Annotated in this window: 17 protein-coding genes; 4 read left to right on the top strand and 13 right to left on the bottom strand. The window is 58.2% G+C overall.

Going from position 1 to position 16,359, the window contains the following annotated elements; all coding sequences use genetic code 11:
* Positions 1-36: 36 nt before the first annotated feature.
* A complete protein-coding gene (locus tag V476_RS18620; protein ID WP_024960246.1) occupies positions 37-747 on the bottom strand; it encodes a tRNA-uridine aminocarboxypropyltransferase in 711 nt (236 codons plus the stop codon).
* Between the two features lie 254 nt (positions 748-1,001).
* Between V476_RS18620 and V476_RS18615 the strand changes: the two genes are divergently transcribed.
* Together V476_RS18615 and V476_RS18610 are read left to right on the top strand one after the other, a co-directional pair.
* Positions 1,002-1,418, top strand: coding sequence for a quorum-sensing-regulated virulence factor family protein (locus tag V476_RS18615; protein WP_003314332.1), 417 nt, complete (start codon positions 1,002-1,004; stop codon positions 1,416-1,418).
* A 193-nt stretch (positions 1,419-1,611) separates the two neighbouring features.
* Positions 1,612-2,724: an LOG family protein gene (locus V476_RS18610; protein WP_024960247.1), complete on the top strand. Its 1,113-nt coding sequence runs from the start codon at positions 1,612-1,614 to the stop codon at positions 2,722-2,724.
* A gap of 13 nt (positions 2,725-2,737) precedes the next feature.
* On the opposite strand, the gene recX is transcribed toward V476_RS18610, so the two are convergent.
* The 4 genes from recX to V476_RS28295 all read right to left on the bottom strand — a co-directional run bounded on the left by recX (position 2,738) and on the right by V476_RS28295 (position 5,203).
* Complete coding sequence (recX, locus tag V476_RS18605) at positions 2,738-3,205, bottom strand: recombination regulator RecX (RefSeq protein WP_003339537.1); 468 nt, start codon at positions 3,203-3,205, stop codon at positions 2,738-2,740.
* Between the two features lie 5 nt (positions 3,206-3,210).
* Positions 3,211-4,275 (bottom strand): recombinase RecA, encoded by a 1,065-nt coding sequence (recA, locus tag V476_RS18600; protein WP_002554688.1) that lies wholly within the window; start codon positions 4,273-4,275, stop codon positions 3,211-3,213.
* Positions 4,276-4,368: 93 nt separating this feature from the next.
* Positions 4,369-4,869, bottom strand: coding sequence for a CinA family protein (locus V476_RS18595; protein WP_024650261.1), 501 nt, complete (start codon positions 4,867-4,869; stop codon positions 4,369-4,371).
* Between the two features lie 91 nt (positions 4,870-4,960).
* The gene (locus tag V476_RS28295) at positions 4,961-5,203 is read right to left on the bottom strand and encodes a damage-inducible protein CinA (RefSeq protein WP_154232064.1); all 243 of its coding nucleotides are present in this window, start codon (positions 5,201-5,203) and stop codon (positions 4,961-4,963) included.
* A gap of 153 nt (positions 5,204-5,356) precedes the next feature.
* Between V476_RS28295 and mutS the strand changes: the two genes are divergently transcribed.
* Positions 5,357-7,924, top strand: coding sequence for a DNA mismatch repair protein MutS (gene mutS, locus V476_RS18590; protein ID WP_161420914.1), 2,568 nt, complete (start codon positions 5,357-5,359; stop codon positions 7,922-7,924).
* A 259-nt stretch (positions 7,925-8,183) separates the two neighbouring features.
* A complete protein-coding gene (gene fdxA, locus V476_RS18585; RefSeq protein ID WP_003339547.1) occupies positions 8,184-8,507 on the top strand; it encodes a ferredoxin FdxA in 324 nt (107 codons plus the stop codon).
* Positions 8,508-9,051: 544 nt separating this feature from the next.
* Here fdxA and rpoS read toward each other — a convergent pair.
* The 8 genes from rpoS to V476_RS18545 form a co-directional block, all read right to left on the bottom strand.
* Positions 9,052-10,059 (bottom strand): RNA polymerase sigma factor RpoS, encoded by a 1,008-nt coding sequence (gene rpoS, locus V476_RS18580; RefSeq protein ID WP_003314325.1) that lies wholly within the window; start codon positions 10,057-10,059, stop codon positions 9,052-9,054.
* A 103-nt stretch (positions 10,060-10,162) separates the two neighbouring features.
* Positions 10,163-11,029 (bottom strand): peptidoglycan DD-metalloendopeptidase family protein, encoded by an 867-nt coding sequence (locus V476_RS18575; RefSeq protein WP_003391034.1) that lies wholly within the window; start codon positions 11,027-11,029, stop codon positions 10,163-10,165.
* Between the two features lie 207 nt (positions 11,030-11,236).
* Positions 11,237-11,872, bottom strand: coding sequence for a protein-L-isoaspartate(D-aspartate) O-methyltransferase (locus V476_RS18570; RefSeq protein ID WP_002554702.1), 636 nt, complete (start codon positions 11,870-11,872; stop codon positions 11,237-11,239).
* A 41-nt stretch (positions 11,873-11,913) separates the two neighbouring features.
* A complete protein-coding gene (gene surE / locus V476_RS18565) occupies positions 11,914-12,663 on the bottom strand; it encodes a 5'/3'-nucleotidase SurE (RefSeq protein ID WP_003314323.1) in 750 nt (249 codons plus the stop codon).
* Positions 12,651-13,709: a tRNA pseudouridine(13) synthase TruD gene (gene truD, locus V476_RS18560; protein ID WP_024960248.1), complete on the bottom strand. Its 1,059-nt coding sequence runs from the start codon at positions 13,707-13,709 to the stop codon at positions 12,651-12,653. Before truD ends, surE begins: the two co-directional genes overlap by 13 nt.
* Entirely contained in the window at positions 13,706-14,179 is a 474-nt protein-coding gene (ispF, locus tag V476_RS18555) for a 2-C-methyl-D-erythritol 2,4-cyclodiphosphate synthase (protein WP_024960249.1), read from the bottom strand. Before ispF ends, truD begins: the two co-directional genes overlap by 4 nt.
* 53 nt (positions 14,180-14,232) lie before the next feature.
* Positions 14,233-15,078, bottom strand: a complete 846-nt coding sequence (gene fghA / locus V476_RS18550) for an S-formylglutathione hydrolase (RefSeq protein ID WP_003339558.1) — start codon at positions 15,076-15,078, stop codon at positions 14,233-14,235.
* 96 nt (positions 15,079-15,174) lie between these two features.
* A complete protein-coding gene (locus V476_RS18545) occupies positions 15,175-16,287 on the bottom strand; it encodes an S-(hydroxymethyl)glutathione dehydrogenase/class III alcohol dehydrogenase (protein WP_003339560.1) in 1,113 nt (370 codons plus the stop codon).
* Positions 16,288-16,359: the final 72 nt, after the last annotated feature.

The raw sequence follows: 16,359 nt of genomic DNA, 5'->3' as shown, positions 1-16,359 counted from the left end.
CCGCGCAGTTCGACCGCCACTGGTTATGAACAGCCTTCAAATGAAGGCCTTCAAATGGGTATGCGCCACGTCGTCGGGATCAATCGGGTTCTGATACTTGGCGCCCAGATAATGAGCGCTGAACACGTCCAGATAAGCATCCAGCACGCCGCTGGCACTGGCGTCACCAGCCAGCTCCAGACAGAGGGCGGCCACTTCCGCCGTGCAGAAGTGGTCGTCGCGCCTGGATCGACGCAAACGGTAGCGCGAGATCTGCTCGGGTTCCAGACTCAAGACCGGAAACCGCTCCAGATAAGGACTCTTGCGAAACATCTTGCGCGCTTCGGTCCAGGTAGCATCCAGCAGAATGAACAACGGGCGCCTGCCATCCAGGCGCGAGACCTTATTGACCACGCGCTCCTCGGCGACAAATTCTCCTGGAAAGACGATGTAGGGCTGCCAATGCGGGTCGTCCAGCAAGGCGAGCAATTGTTCATCGACCTCTATCCGCGACCAGAGGAAGGCATGAGTGTCCTGGATGACATCGGCAATCAGCCAACCGGTGTTGGTCGGCTTCAAGGGCTCAGTGTCATACATCAGCAGGCAGATACCTGAGTCGGCAGCGACGCTGGGTCGCCATTCGCACAGACAATAGCTGGAGATAACCCGACATTCCGGACAGCGCGGCGCGCGCGAGCCACGGGCAATAAAAGGCCTGGTACTGCGGGCCAGACGCTCATCGCGCAGGCGGGAAACGGCATGGCTCATTACAGGACACGCCTGCGGGGGAAAGACATCGACACCACAAAGACTCGGCAGGATTAAAGTCCGCGCAGTTTATCAGAGGCCCGGCACTTCAACGCGCTTTCGGTACCGAGGCCTCTTTTCGCACAGAGCCTAGGCCCGATCAAGGCTCCTGCTCTATACTGCTGCGCCACAGCACCCCGCGCTATCGGCGGGCTGCCCGGAACGCACTTTGAAGTCGCTGGTCCAACGGCCAGTGACTTAATCAGGAGAGTTTAATGCTGCGCCTTATCGTACCCACCCTTACGCTTTTGCTCGTTGCTCCACTGTGCGCCCAAGCGGCGTCGAAACAGGAGTTCGAACTCAGCAAGATGCTGGAAAAAGTCGCTAAGGAAAGCAGTGTCGGCACGCCGCGAGCGATCAACGAAGACATCCTCGATCAGGGCTATACCGTCAGCGGCAACCAGTTGATCAACCACCTGAGCGTTCGTGAAGGCCAGGCTCAGCAGATGCGCGCCAATCCGGACGTGATGCGCAACCAGTTGGGTAATAGCGTTTGCCACAACAATGGTTTCCGCCAGTTGATGACCAAGGGGGCCGTACTCAAGTATCAGTTCACCGAGTACAAGACCAACCGCCCGGTTGTGACGCAGACCTTTCAGGCTTCCGACTGCACTGTAAAGCCCAAGCAATAAGCCACGCCCGACATGTAGCCGCCCCCCGCGCGCCTGTCCCTCAGGCGCGTCAGTCGATCAATACTCAAGACATCCTGCAACTAATCCACCCTGGCAATGAACAGGCAATGGGTAGCCTTTCTCTGCAAACCGGGACATCATCGGTTCAACACGCCCCACTGGGCCATTGATCCTGCAGGAGGAAAAATCCCGAATGCCGTATGTACCTGACGATCTTCTATCCCGACACTTTCAAAGCGACGGTCTCGACCTGACCAGCAAGATTGAAGAGCACATCAATGAGGTGGCTCCGGGCACGAAAAACCTGCCGCTGTACCGCGACATGATGCTCACGGTGCTGCGCATGGCCCAGGATGACCGCAACCGCTGGGACGTCAAGATAACGCTGCAAACCCTGCGCGAACTGGACAAAGCCTTTCGGGTGCTTGAGCGCTTCAAGGGCCGCCGCAAAGTCACTGTGTTCGGCTCCGCCCGTACACCAATGGAACATCCGCTGTACGCACAAGCCACAGAGCTGGGTGAAAAACTGGCCCGCGCCGACATGATGGTCATCACCGGCGCAGGCGGCGGCATCATGGCGGCAGCCCATGCCGGTGCAGGCTTGAAACACAGCCTCGGGTTCAACATTACCCTGCCTTTCGAACAGCACGCCAACCCGACGGTAGAAGGCAGCGAAAACCTGCTGCCCTTCCACTTCTTCTTCACGCGCAAGCTGTTCTTCGTCAAGGAAGCCGACGCGCTGGTGCTATGCCCAGGCGGGTTCGGAACTCTGGATGAAGCCCTGGAAGTGCTGACGCTGATACAAACCGGCAAAAGCCCATTGGTGCCTGTTGTATTGCTGGATACGCCTGGCGGGAGTTTCTGGCAAGGTGCGCTGAACTTCATCAAGCATCAGTTGCAGGACAATCACTACATTCTGCCAGCCGACATGAAGCTGATGAGGCTGGTTTACAGCGCCGACGAAGCGGTGGAAGAGATCAACCGGTTTTACGCCAACTTCCATTCCAGCCGCTGGTTGAAAAACAAGTTCGTGATCCGTATGCATCATGCGCTGAACGAACAGGCCCTGGAGCACATGCAGGAAGCGTTCGCTGACCTGTGCATCAATGAAAACTTTCATCAGCACAGTTATCAGGGCGAAGAGCACGATGAAGCGCAATTCAGTCACCTGACACGACTGGCGTTCACCTTCACAGGGCGCAATCAGGGCAGACTTCGGGAACTGGTGGATTACATCAATAAACAGGAAAACTGGGAAGACGCTTCAGCGATAAGGGACGCAGCTCGGAACCGGACGCCACAGTAAGCCCCCGGATATATCAGTCATCTCCGCCACGGCCGCTTAACAAGCGGCCGATCATTTCCAGCGGATAGCCGCGATAACTCAGAAAACGCCCCTGCTTGGCTCGCTCGCGCGCATCGACAGGCAAAGCACCGGCAAACTTGCGCTGCCAGAGCTCGTGAAGCTTCTCCTGCCAATCAACGCCGCACTCCCTTAGAGCCTGCTCAATGTCGGCACGTTGCAAGCCACGCTGACCAAGCTCTTCGCGAATACGAACGGGACCGTAGCCCGAACGTGCCCGGTAAGAAACGAAGCTTTCGAGGTAACGGGATTCAGAGAGCAGACCTTCCTCGACCAGACGATCAAGGGCTGCATCGATAAGCTCGGGGGGAGCGCCGCGCTGACGCAGTTTACGCGTCAGCTCGACTCGACCGTGCTCGCGACGTGCGAGCAGGTCCATTGCAGTGCGCCTGACGGCGACGGGTGTATCGAGCACGGCAGGCATGGCTATCAGATATCGACATCTGCTTCAGACATATCATCGGCAGCCACTGCTTCACGGGAGCCGACAGCCTTGGTATCGACGCCAGGGGTCAGCAGCTTGTCGCGGATCTGCTTCTCGAGCGCTTTACAGATTTCCGGGTTATCTGCCAGGAACTTGGCCGAGTTGGCCTTACCCTGACCAATCTTGCTGCCCTGGTAGCTGTACCAGGCGCCGGACTTCTCGACAAAACCATGCAGAACAGCCAGATCGACGATTTCACCGTTCAGGTAGATACCCTTACCGTAAAGAATCTGGAACTCGGCCTGACGGAACGGCGGAGCTACCTTGTTCTTCACAACCTTGACGCGGGTTTCGCTGCCGACAACTTCATCGCCTTCCTTGACCGCGCCTGTACGGCGGATGTCCAGACGTACCGAAGCGTAGAATTTCAGCGCGTTACCACCGGTGGTGGTTTCAGGGCTGCCGAACATCACGCCGATCTTCATGCGGATCTGGTTGATGAAGATCACCAGGCAGTTGGCGTTCTTGATGTTGCCGGTGATCTTGCGCAGCGCCTGCGACATCAGACGCGCCTGCAGACCCACGTGCATGTCACCCATTTCGCCTTCGATCTCTGCCTTGGGCACCAGCGCAGCAACGGAGTCGACTACGATCACGTCAATGGCATTGGAACGCACCAGCATGTCGGTGATTTCCAGCGCCTGCTCACCGGTGTCCGGCTGCGAAACCAGCAGGTCGTCGACGTTGACGCCCAGCTTGCCGGCGTATTCCGGATCCAGTGCGTGCTCGGCGTCGACAAAGGCGCAGGTAGCACCCATTTTCTGGGCCTGAGCGATGACCGACAGTGTCAGCGTGGTTTTACCGGAAGACTCAGGACCGTAGATTTCCACGATTCGGCCTTTCGGCAGACCACCAATACCGAGAGCGATATCCAGACCCAGCGAACCGGTGGAGATGGCAGGAATCGCCTGGCGATCATGATCGCCCATGCGCATCACGGCACCTTTACCGAACTGACGCTCGATCTGACCCAAGGCCGCAGCCAAGGCTTTCTTCTTGTTGTCGTCCATTGAAGTCCTCACGTAATCAAATTCAATTAGGGCCTTGATGGCCACAACACCTGTATAAGTAGACAGTATTATTCCACAGCAGTGAGCGCGCGCCTACCCCTGTTTTGGCATTTCTCCGCGTGCAAGCTGTATCAGCCCGTGCAGCGCGGCTTCAACCGTCTGTCGACGGACCTGATCACGGTCGCCATCGAAGTGGCAACGCCGGGCGATCAGCGCATCATCCTTGCCCCAGCACAGCCACACGGTACCGACCGGTTTGTCCGGCGAACCGCCGCCGGGCCCTGCGACACCGCTGACCGCAACGGCGAATCGTGCACCACTTTCACGCTGTGCGCCTCGCACCATAGCTTCGACAACCGCCTGGCTGACCGCCCCGACCTGTTCGAACAACATCTCGGGCACTCCCAGCTGGCGGGTCTTCTGGGCATTCGAATAGGTCACGTAGCCCGCTTCGAACCACGCCGAGCTGCCGGCAATGCGCGTGATCGCTTCAGCGATTCCGCCCCCCGTACAGGATTCGGCAGTAGTCACCTGCGCGTTCATTGCACCCAGAAGCCTGCCAAGCGTATCGGCAAGCCCGGTTATCTCATTCACGGTGTAATCATTCATGCTGGAAAGCCTGTAAAGGTGAATCCTGAGGCGGCGCACCTGCCGCGCAACAGGGCTGAGCATGCTGCTTTACTTGTCATTTTTCCTGCGCCCGGGCTTTTTGACCGTTTCCACCGTGGTTTCTCTCGGCCTTTTTCTGGCTTCTTCCAAAGGGATGAAGCGCCCGCTGACAGAATCCCTTGCTCTTTTGTTCTTCATATAAAAGTCCTTTTTTATAAGTTACCGCCCGGTGATCGAGTGGCAGCGATGAAAGTCTATACGGCAAATCGAGATGCATGGCTGTCTGGAAACGCCCAGTCACCAATACGCGGGAAGCCACGCTGTCACTGCACCACCCGGTCGAGCGTGATAACCTTGCCGCCATCGCACATACCCGGCAGACGCCCCTTGCTTCAGACAAGGGCCACCCGTCGCGTCTCAAGGTTGCCTCACTCCTCTCAAGAACTTGCCTAAGCCACTGATGAATAAAGCAATTTCCGACCTCTCCGCACACACTCCGATGATGCAGCAGTACTGGAAACTCAAAAACCAGCACCTGGATCAACTGATGTTTTATCGCATGGGCGATTTCTACGAGATCTTCTACGAAGACGCGAAGAAAGCCGCCAAGCTGCTGGACATAACCCTGACCGCACGCGGCCAGTCGGCAGGTCAGAGCATTCCCATGTGCGGGATTCCCTACCACGCAGCCGAGGGTTATCTGGCCAAGCTGGTGAAACTGGGCGAATCGGTGGTGATCTGCGAGCAGATCGGCGACCCCGCCACCAGCAAGGGGCCGGTGGATCGTCAGGTGGTACGGATCATCACGCCAGGGACCATCAGCGATGAGGCCCTGCTCGACGAGCGCCGCGATAACCTGATCGCCGCCGTGCTGGGTGACGAACGCCTGTTCGGCCTGGCGGTATTGGATATCACCAGTGGCAACTTCAGTGTGCTGGAGATCAAGGGCTGGGAGAACCTGCTGGCCGAGCTCGAGCGCATCAACCCGGTCGAGTTGCTGATTCCGGATGACTGGCCACAAGGTCTGCCTGCCGAGAAGCGCCGCGGTTCTCGACGTCGCGCGCCCTGGGATTTCGAGCGCGACTCAGCCCATAAAAGTCTGTGTCAGCAGTTTGCAACCCAGGACCTCAAGGGTTTCGGTTGCGAAAACCTGACACTGGCCATCGGTGCTGCCGGCTGCCTGCTCAGCTATGCCAAGGAAACCCAGCGCACCGCCCTGCCCCATTTACGCAGCCTGCGTCACGAACGTCTCGACGATACCGTGATCCTCGATGCAGCCAGTCGCCGTAACCTGGAACTGGACACCAACCTGTCCGGGGGCCGTGACAACACCCTGCAATCGGTGATGGACCGCTGCCAGACCGCAATGGGGACACGGTTGCTGACCCGCTGGCTGAACCGGCCATTGCGCGACCTGACCATCCTTCAGGCACGCCAGACGTCAATCACCTGCTTTCTGGAACGCTATCGCTTCGAAAACCTGCAACCACAGCTCAAGGAAATCGGCGACATCGAGCGGATTCTGGCGCGTATCGGCCTGCGTAACGCGCGGCCACGTGACCTCGCCCGCCTGCGCGACGCCCTGAGCGCCCTGCCCGAACTGCAACAGGCGATGACCGATCTGGACGCGCCGCACCTGCAGCAACTTGCGCAGACTGCCAGCACCTATCCCGAGCTGGCCGACCTGCTGCAGCGCGCGATCATCGACAATCCGCCTGCGGTCATCCGTGACGGCGGTGTCTTGAAGACCGGCTACGACGCTGAACTGGATGATCTGCAGTCGCTGAGTGAAAACGCCGGTCAGTTCCTGATCGACCTGGAAGCCCGCGAAAAAGCCCGCACCGGCCTCGGCAACCTGAAAGTTGGCTACAACCGCGTGCATGGCTATTTTATCGAGCTGCCAAGCAAGCAGGCCGAGCAGGCGCCGGCTGATTACATACGCCGCCAGACCCTGAAGGGTGCCGAACGCTTTATCACACCCGAGCTCAAGGAGTTCGAAGACAAGGCGTTGTCGGCCAAGAGCCGCGCGCTGGCTCGGGAAAAGATGCTCTACGAAACACTGCTCGAAGACCTGATCGGTCATCTTGCGCCGCTTCAGGACACAGCGGCGGCGCTGGCCGAACTGGACGTGCTGAGCAACCTTGCGGAGCGCGCGCTGAACCTGGACCTCAATTGCCCACGCTTTGTCGCCGAACCTTGCATGCGCATCGAGCAGGGCCGCCATCCGGTCGTGGAACAGGTGCTGAGTACGCCTTTCGTTGCCAACGACCTGGCGCTGGACGACAGCACGCGCATGCTGGTCATCACCGGCCCGAACATGGGCGGTAAATCGACTTATATGCGTCAGACGGCGCTGATCGTGCTGCTGGCCCATATCGGCAGCTTCGTCCCCGCTGCCAGCTGCGAACTGTCGCTGGTCGACCGGATCTTCACCCGCATCGGCTCCAGCGACGACCTGGCGGGCGGACGCTCGACATTCATGGTGGAAATGAGCGAAACGGCAAACATTCTGCACAACGCGACCGATAAAAGTCTGGTGCTGATGGACGAAGTCGGGCGCGGCACCAGTACTTTCGACGGCCTTTCGCTGGCCTGGGCGGCGGCTGAGTGCCTCGCACAACTGCGCGCCTACACACTGTTCGCCACGCACTATTTCGAACTGACGGTGTTGCCGGAAAGCGAGCCGCTGGTGACCAACGTGCACCTCAACGCCACCGAGCATAATGAGCGCATCGTGTTCCTGCACCGCGTCCTGCCAGGGCCTGCGAGCCAGAGCTACGGTCTGGCCGTGGCGCAACTGGCCGGCGTGCCGGGCAAGGTCATCAGCCGCGCCAAGGAGCATTTGCAGCGTCTGGAAACCACCAGCCTGCCGCACGAGCAGCCGCGCGCCAAACCCGGCAAGCCCGCAGTCCCGCAACAGAGCGATATGTTCGCAAGTCTGCCGCACCCGGTGCTCGACGAGCTGTCGAAGGTCAAGGTCGACGATATGACCCCGCGGCAGGCGCTGGATTTGCTATACACATTGCAAACTCGCCTGTGACGCGAAGCGTTACATACTGTTAGAATCCCGCGCGGTTTGGGACGCTCTCGGCTTTTAGCCTGGTCGAGGCGTTTTTCGAGCCGCGTGAAAATGCAGCGAACCGACGGTAGGTAGCAGGGACAGGTAGTAGACGACGCAGTCTTACTGCCTCAAGGCCACCCACCAAAAGCACGTGTTTTCATAGGGCCGGGAAACCTCCCGAACCTTGCACCCCTGTCTGGAAGGGCTCTGCCGCAGCCGCCTGAGGAGAAAATTAGAAATGACCTTCGTCGTCACCGACAACTGCATCAAGTGCAAGTACACCGACTGCGTAGAAGTCTGTCCGGTGGACTGCTTTTACGAAGGCCCGAATTTCCTGGTGATCCACCCGGACGAGTGCATCGACTGCGCGCTCTGCGAGCCAGAGTGCCCTGCCGTAGCCATTTACTCGGAAGATGAGATCCCTGCCGGCATGGAAAACTTCATCGAGCTCAATGCCGAGCTTGCCGAAGTCTGGCCCAACATCACCGAAAAGAAAGACGCTATGCCGGATGCGGCAGAGTGGGATGGCAAAACCGGCAAGATCGCTGAACTGGAACGCTAGATTCCACGCAGACAAAAGGCCCCCAAGAGGGCCTTTTTTGTTGGATACGCTTTTCTGCAGACAAAAAAAGGGGCGGTATGAACCGCCCACATTTTTCCTTGATCCCTGTATTCCCTTGTCATCATCCTGATGAATCGCATCCCGCGATGTCCTTGGTCGTCATCCTTGATAGCCTGTGCCGGTCCGTTGGCACAGCTCCGATATTAGAGATATCACGCTGGAGAGCAACACCCGAAACGCTCCAGAATATTTCCTGGACAATTGCCTTTCAGAATTAAAATCCATTCTAAAACAATATCTTGCGATAAAAAAACCGATGAATTGGCGACAAGCCTCACTCCGGTTACCTGAATGACTTACAGCAAGCGTGCGCAATGACTTACAGGCTTTGAGCTCTCTGAGTACAAGCATGCCGCTGCCGTCCAAGCAGAACTGCGTTGGCTGGCAGAGTGCTCAGCAACGTTGAGATGACGAAAGACATATAAAAAGGCCGATATACACGCACTGTGTTATATCGGCCCTGGATGGATGCTGAGGAAGGGTACTACTGGAAGAGAGACTCGCTGGACAGACCGTTTTTCTCGAGGATCTCGCGCAGGCGCTTGAGTCCTTCGACCTGAATCTGCCTTACACGCTCACGCGTCAGACCGATTTCAAGCCCTACATCTTCAAGCGTGCTGCTTTCATGCCCGCGCAAGCCAAAGCGGCGAATCACTACCTCGCGCTGCTTCTCGGTCAGTTCAGACAACCATTGATCGATGCTCTGTGAGAGATCGTCGTCCTGCAGCAGCTCACAGGGGTCTGTCGGACGGTCGTCGGTCAACGTATCAAGCAGCGTCTTGTCCGAATCCGGTCCTAGCGAAACGTCCACTGACGAGACACGCTCGTTGAGGCCCAGCATGCGCTTGACCTCGCCTACCGGTTTTTCCAGCAGGTTGGCGATCTCTTCAGGAGAAGGTTCGTGATCCAGCTTCTGGGTCAGCTCTCTGGCCGCACGCAGGTAAACGTTCAGCTCCTTGACCACATGAATCGGCAGTCGGATGGTCCGTGTCTGATTCATGATAGCGCGTTCGATGGTCTGACGAATCCACCAGGTGGCGTAGGTAGAGAAACGAAAGCCGCGCTCCGGGTCGAACTTCTCGACCGCCCTGATCAACCCCAGGTTGCCCTCCTCGATCAGATCAAGCAATGACAGCCCACGATTGACATAGCGTCTGGCAATTTTCACTACCAGCCGCAGATTGCTTTCAATCATGCGTTTGCGCCCGGCCGGGTCTCCACTTTGCGACAGGCGCGCAAAATGAACTTCTTCTTCCGGGGACAATAGAGGAGAAAAACCGATTTCATTGAGGTACAGCTGGGTAGCGTCGAGCGCCCGCGTGTAGTCAATGTACTTGTGTTGTTTGAGCGATGTTGAATGCTTGACCTTGGTACGTCCCGAGACAGCGGCTGGCTGCTTCTCGTTTGACGCTTCCTTCAGGACAATGCCGGCTTCCATAAGGAGCACTTCATCATCGATGTCAAACTCCGGCGCTTCGTTGCCAAGAGCCATTGTTTTAGTCCTTTGGTGAGTTCGACCTCAAGCTCCAGCATCGCCTGATTCCATGGCAACGCTTGAGCCTGTTCCTACTACGCCAGGAACAGGCTGACAACTATCAACGACGTGGCAAGAATCCTAACGGATCTACGGGTTTCCCTTGGCGGCGAATCTCAAAATGCAGTTTCACCCGGTCAGTTCCTGTTGACCCCATTTCGGCAATCGTCTGCCCTGCCTTGACCTGTTGTCCTTCCCGTACCAAAAGCCTGCGGTTATGACCGTAGGCACTGACGTAGGTATCGCTGTGTTTGATGATGATCAATTCGCCGTAGCCCCGTAATCCACTTCCGGCGTAAACAACTGAACCATCAGACGCTGCCAAAACAGGCTGTCCCAAATCACCAGCGATATCAATTCCTTTATTCAAACTGCCGTTTGAGGAAAATTTTCCTATCAAAATGCCACTCGAAGGCCAGGTCCAACCCGTCGGAGACTTGCCGGCCGGGCCTGTCCCGGTGGTCGCCGACGGCGGTATAACCACAGGTACAACCGCAACAGGTTTGGACATGACCGTGGTTTTGACGGATCCGGAGCTGCTGGTGGTGGTCGATGTGGACGTCACTGGACGCCCGGCGCCCGACGTTGAAGCCACGCTCGGCGTTGAAGAGGAGCGCCCGTCAAAGCGAATTGTCTGACCTGGCTTGATGGTAAACGGCTCCGGGATCTGGTTGCGTGCAGCCAGCGCCTTCCAGTCCCAGCCGTATCGAAATGCAATGGAAAAAAGCGTATCGCCGCGCCTGACCACATATTGGCCAGTGGTCACTGTCGGGCGCTGGGCCACGGCGTTGCCGTTGCGATCAACGACGCGAACGCCGCCTGAAGGCGAGCTGGAGCAGCCGACCAAAAGGACACTGAGAGCAATGCCAATCACCAGACGCTGATAACTTCTTGAAGACCTGAGCTGCTGAATGACTGTGAGACTCACCCGCCACTCCCTTTACTGGTGACTGAATTCAAAAAAGATGCCTATTGTGCCGTAATAGCGACGGGCAGCCAGTGATATCCGCTGAAAAACGCTGTTAAGTATCAATCAGCTGCATGGAAATGATGCCATCAGGCCATTTAACATTTGTGGCCGCGCGCTGTAGACCGATGACTGACGCCAGAATTCATTGTTTACCGCAGACAATCTTCAAGCGATGGGTCCATTGAGCAGTGGCACGAAGCGCACAGCCCCCAGCACATGTCGGGAAAAACCGTTTTCTTCACGAATGATCAGCATCAACTGCTGAACCTCTCCCGAGCCCACGGGGATGACCAATCGGCCTCCCGGTGCCAGTTGATCGAGCAATGCCTGCGGCACATCGGTGGCCACCGCCGTAACGATGATGCCGTTATACGGCGCCAGTGCAGGCCAGCCTTCCCAACCGTCACCCCAACGGAACACCACGTTGCGCAGATTGAGCTCGACCAGACGCTCCTTGGCGCGATCCTGAAGCACCTTGATGCGCTCTACCGAAAACACTCGTTCTACCAGCTGCGCCAGCACAGCAGTCTGATAGCCGGACCCTGTACCGATCTCCATGACCTTGTCCAGCGGCCCGGCTGCCAACAGCAACTCGCTCATCCGCGCGACCATGTAAGGCTGGGAAATAGTCTGGTTGTGGCCGATGGGCAATGCGGTGTCTTCGTAGGCGCGATGCGCCAGCGCTTCATCGACAAACAGATGCCTGGGCGTCTTGCGAATGACGTCCAGTACCCGCTGGTTGGAAATGCCCTCTTCGCAGAGGCGTTGAATCAGACGCTCGCGGGTACGCTGCGACGTCATTCCGATCCCTCGACGCAATAGATCATCCTGCTCGCGTGACATCAACGAAGTCCCTCCAGCCAAGTGTTCAGGCTGCTGAATCCGTCCTGATAGGTTCTATCCAGCTGCAACGGCGTGATCGATACGTAGCCTTGTACGACCGCATGAAAGTCGGTCCCGGCACCGCCGTCCTCGACGTCGCCTGCAGCAGCGATCCAGTAGCCGGCGCGGCCACGCGGATCGACGACTCTGATCGGTGCCGCAGCGCGGGCACGATGCCCCAATCGGGTCAATTGAATGCCGCGGATATGCTCGAGCGGCAGGTTGGGAATATTCACGTTCAATACCGTGCGGGGTGGCAGGTCGAGTTGCTCATGGGCCTCGACCAGCAAGCGCGCGTAATGCGCCGCCGTCGCCAGATTATCCGGCTGACGTGACAGAAACGAAAAGGCAAACGACGGGCGCTGCAGAAAACGCCCTTCAAGGGCTGCAGCGACCGTTCCGGAATACAGTACATCGTCGCCCAGATTGGCCCCCAGGTTGATGCCTGAAACCACCATGTCCGGTTGACGTTCCAGTAGCCCGTGAATGCCCAGATGCACGCAGTCGGTGGGCGTACCGTTGACACTGATGAAGCCATTTTCCAGGGTGTGCGGATGCAAGGGCCGGTCGAGTGTCAGAGAACTGCTGGCACCACTTTTGTCCTGATCAGGCGCAATCACCACGCAGTCGGCGTAGTTCGCCAACGCCGCATGGAGCGCGACAAGACCGGGCGCATTCACCCCGTCATCATTTGATATCAGAATACGCATGAGCTGTCCGTCTGCCCAACCGGCACCAGATCGATGAGTTCGCGGACCAAAACGGTCGCGAAACATCCGGGCGGAAGGACGAATTCCAGTTGCAGAATGTCAGACTCGGGATAATGCCACGTCAGCCGCCCAATGGGCAGTCGCAGGATGCGACGTTCGTGCTCCATGCCCGCTCTGACCAGCCAGTCACGCAATACAGATTCGTCGTCGGCAACGGTATTTTCCAGCGCTGCCGTCGCACCGCCAGCTGGCGAAGGGCCTTCACCCCATTGAGGTCCGGTGGGGTGCAGATCGAGGATCGCCAGACGAGGATCGCTGCATTCATCCACCCCGGCCGGGAAAAAGCTGCGGCTGTCGGTGAACGCGAGCAAATCACCGACCTGAGCCTTCTGCCAGCTGCCATCGACAACCCGAGCGGCCAGCACCCGATTGAACAGGTAACTGCGCGCCGTGGACAACAGTCGCGAACGCACCGCGCGTTGCTCAGGCAGCGCCTTGCGGGCGGCGTAATCGCGTGCCTCGCCAAGATTTCCGCCCTGATAACCGAAACGCTGCGTGCCGAAATAATTGGGAATGCCCTGCCGAGCGATGGTTTCAAGACGCTGATTCAAGGCGCCCTTGTCTGCATCCAGCTGGGTCAGACGCAGCGTGAAGCCATTGGCCGCATGGGCGCCGCGTTGCAGTTTGCGTTTGTGGCGGCCGCTCTTGAGAATCTGCAGCGTGTCGTCCTGCGCAGCGGACAGGTCAGGATCGGCCTTGCCAGGCAATTGAATGCTGAACCACTGGCGGGTCAGTGCCTGACGATCCTTGAGCCCGGCATAGCTGACTGTGCGCAGTTGGACGCCCGCAGCCCTGGCCAGTCGGCGGGCCGCCTCTTCCGTGTTCAGACCGCGTTTCTCGACCCATAGCCACAAGTGCTCGCCATCCCCGGAAAGCGGAATGTCCAGCACTTCGTCGACCTGAAAGTCTTCGGCAGTCGCTTTGAGGACTGCACGCCCCAATGCCTCGCCGTAAGCTCGCGGGCCCAGCAGTTCACGTTCATTCATGCGCGCAGCAACAATGCAACGGCATGCACCGCGATGCCTTCTTCACGCCCGGTAAAGCCAAGCTTTTCAGTCGTCGTGGCCTTGACGTTGACCTGGTCCAGCTCAACCTGAAGGTCTGCAGCGATCAATGCACGCATGGCATCGATGTGCGGCGCCATTTTCGGTGCCTGAGCGACGATGGTGGCGTCGACATTACCGACCTGCCAGCCTTTGCCATGAATCAACGTAAGGACATGACGCAGCAGCACGCGACTGTCGGCGCCCTTGAACTGCGGATCCGTGTCGGGAAAGTGCTTGCCGATATCGCCCAGCGCTGCGGCACCCAGAAGCGCGTCGCTCAAGGCATGCAGCAGGACATCGCCATCGGAATGGGCCAGCAGACCGAACCCGTGTGCAATCCGCACGCCGCCCAAGGTAATGAAGTCGCCTTCAGCGAAACGGTGCACATCAAAGCCATGGCCAATACGCATAAAAAAACGCCCTGAAAAAAGTCAGGGCGTGATTCTACCTGCTTTGGCGCGCGTTAGCTGTTCAAGGCTGCTGCGTGATGCCTGAGATGGTCTTCGATGAAGCTGGCGATGAAGAAATAGCTGTGGTCGTAACCTGGCTGCATGCGCAGGGTCAGCGGGTAGTCCGCAGTCTTGGCCGCCTGAACCAGCACCTCGGGTTTGAGCTGGTTGACCAGAAAATCATCACGATCGCCCTGATCGACCAGGGTCGGCAGCTTTTCGGACGCCTGCGCAATCAGCACGCTGGCATCCCACTCGCGCCAGCGAGAACGGTCTTCGCCCAGATAACGGGAAAATGCCTTTTGCCCCCACGGGCAATCGATCGGATTACTGATCGGCGAGAACGCGGATACCGACCGATAGCGACCTGGATTGCGCAATGCGCAGACCAGCGCGCCGTGACCGCCCATCGAGTGCCCGCTGATGCTGCGCACCTGTGACGCCGGGAAATGCCCCTCGATCAGCGCCGGCAGTTCCTTGACCACGTAATCATGCATTTGGTAATGCCGCGCGTAAGGCTGCTCGGTGGCGTTGAGGTAGAAGCCCGCGCCTTGACCGAAGTCCCAGGCGCCGTCAGGGTCATCTGCCACGTCAGCACCGCGCGGACTGGTATCAGGCGCTACGATGATGATGCCCAGCTCGGCCGCCAGTCGATGGGCGGCGGCTTTCTGCATGAAGTTTTCATCCGTGCAGGTCAGGCCGGACAGCCAGTACAACACCGGCAGCTTGCCGCCCTGCTCCGCCTGTGGCGGCAGATAGACGGCAAACACCATGTCACAACCGAGCACCTGAGAATGGTGCTTGTAGCGCTTGTGCCAGCCGCCGAAGCTCTTTTGGCAGGAAATATTTTCCAAAGGCATATCGTGTCCTCTAGCTACAAGCCTCAAGCCGCAAGCTACAAGCATGTAAGAGACCTTCGTGCTTGCCGCTTGGAGCTGACAGCTTGCTGCTGCTCCTTAAAAATGAATGACCGTGCGGATGCTTTTGCCTTCATGCATCAGGTCGAACGCCTTGTTGATGTCTTCCAGGCCCATGGTGTGGGTGATGAACGTATCCAGCGGGATTTCACCGGTCTGCGCCATGTCCACATAGCTCGGCAATTCGGTACGGCCACGCACGCCGCCAAACGCCGAACCGCGCCAGACGCGCCCGGTCACCAGCTGGAACGGACGGGTAGCGATTTCCTGACCGGCACCGGCCACGCCGATGATGACCGACTCGCCCCAGCCCTTGTGGCAGGATTCCAGCGCTGCACGCATCAGTTGCACATTACCGATGCACTCAAACGAGAAGTCGACGCCGCCATCGGTCATGTCGACGATGACTTCCTGGATCGGACGGTCGAAATCCTTCGGATTGACGCAATCAGTCGCGCCCAGCTGTTTGGCGATCTCGAACTTGGCAGGGTTGATGTCGATGGCGATGATGCGAGCCGCCTTGGCTTTGACCGCACCGATCAATGCAGAGAGGCCAATACCGCCCAGACCGAAGATGGCTACGGTATCGCCAGGCTTGACCTTGGCGGTGTTGAGCACCGCACCGATACCGGTGGTGACACCGCAACCCAGCAGGCAGACTTTTTCCAGCGGTGCCTGCTTGTCGATTTTGGCCACCGAGATTTCCGGCAGTACGGTGTATTCGGAGAAGGTCGAGGTGCCCATGTAGTGGAAAATTGGCTCGCCCTTGTAGGAAAAACGCGTAGTACCATCGGGCATCAGGCCTTTACCCTGAGTGGTACGAATCGCCTGGCACAGGTTGGTCTTGCCCGAGCGGCAGAACTTGCACTGACGGCATTCCGGGGTGTACAGCGGAATCACGTGATCGCCGACCACCACCGAGGTCACGCCCTCACCCACCGCCTCGACAATCGCACCACCTTCGTGGCCGAGGATCGATGGAAAGATCCCTTCAGGGTCAGCCCCGGACAGTGTGTAGGCATCGGTGTGGCAGACGCCGGAGGCCACTACTCTGAGCAGCACTTCTCCCGCCTTGGGCATGGCCACATCGACTTCAACGATCTCCAATGGCTTTTTGGCTTCAAAAGCGACAGCAGCGCGCGACTTGATCATCAATCTTCTCCGACGGGTAAAAACAAGGATTGCAGTGTAGTACAGTGCCAATTGACGAGTAATACGGCTAAA

Origin of the sequence: Pseudomonas syringae KCTC 12500 (genome assembly GCF_000507185.2) — a bacterium.
Taxonomy (GTDB): domain Bacteria; phylum Pseudomonadota; class Gammaproteobacteria; order Pseudomonadales; family Pseudomonadaceae; genus Aquipseudomonas; species Aquipseudomonas syringae.
Note: the sequence above shows the minus strand (reverse complement) of the source record. Positions and strands in the feature narration are given on the sequence as shown.

Coding starts and splice junctions, on each gene's coding strand:
- V476_RS18545 (WP_003339560.1), bottom strand. CDS start 16,287: ATGATCAAGTCGCGCGCTGCTGTCGCTTTTGAAGCCAAAAAGCCATTG.
- V476_RS18620 (WP_024960246.1), bottom strand. CDS start 747: ATGAGCCATGCCGTTTCCCGCCTGCGCGATGAGCGTCTGGCCCGCAGT.
- V476_RS18615 (WP_003314332.1), top strand. CDS start 1,002: ATGCTGCGCCTTATCGTACCCACCCTTACGCTTTTGCTCGTTGCTCCA.
- surE (WP_003314323.1), bottom strand. CDS start 12,663: ATGCGTATTCTGATATCAAATGATGACGGGGTGAATGCGCCCGGTCTT.
- V476_RS18570 (WP_002554702.1), bottom strand. CDS start 11,872: ATGACGTCGCAGCGTACCCGCGAGCGTCTGATTCAACGCCTCTGCGAA.
- truD (WP_024960248.1), bottom strand. CDS start 13,709: ATGAATGAACGTGAACTGCTGGGCCCGCGAGCTTACGGCGAGGCATTG.
- rpoS (WP_003314325.1), bottom strand. CDS start 10,059: ATGGCTCTTGGCAACGAAGCGCCGGAGTTTGACATCGATGATGAAGTG.
- fdxA (WP_003339547.1), top strand. CDS start 8,184: ATGACCTTCGTCGTCACCGACAACTGCATCAAGTGCAAGTACACCGAC.
- recA (WP_002554688.1), bottom strand. CDS start 4,275: ATGGACGACAACAAGAAGAAAGCCTTGGCTGCGGCCTTGGGTCAGATC.
- fghA (WP_003339558.1), bottom strand. CDS start 15,078: ATGCCTTTGGAAAATATTTCCTGCCAAAAGAGCTTCGGCGGCTGGCAC.
- ispF (WP_024960249.1), bottom strand. CDS start 14,179: ATGCGTATTGGCCATGGCTTTGATGTGCACCGTTTCGCTGAAGGCGAC.
- V476_RS18610 (WP_024960247.1), top strand. CDS start 1,612: ATGCCGTATGTACCTGACGATCTTCTATCCCGACACTTTCAAAGCGAC.
- recX (WP_003339537.1), bottom strand. CDS start 3,205: ATGCCTGCCGTGCTCGATACACCCGTCGCCGTCAGGCGCACTGCAATG.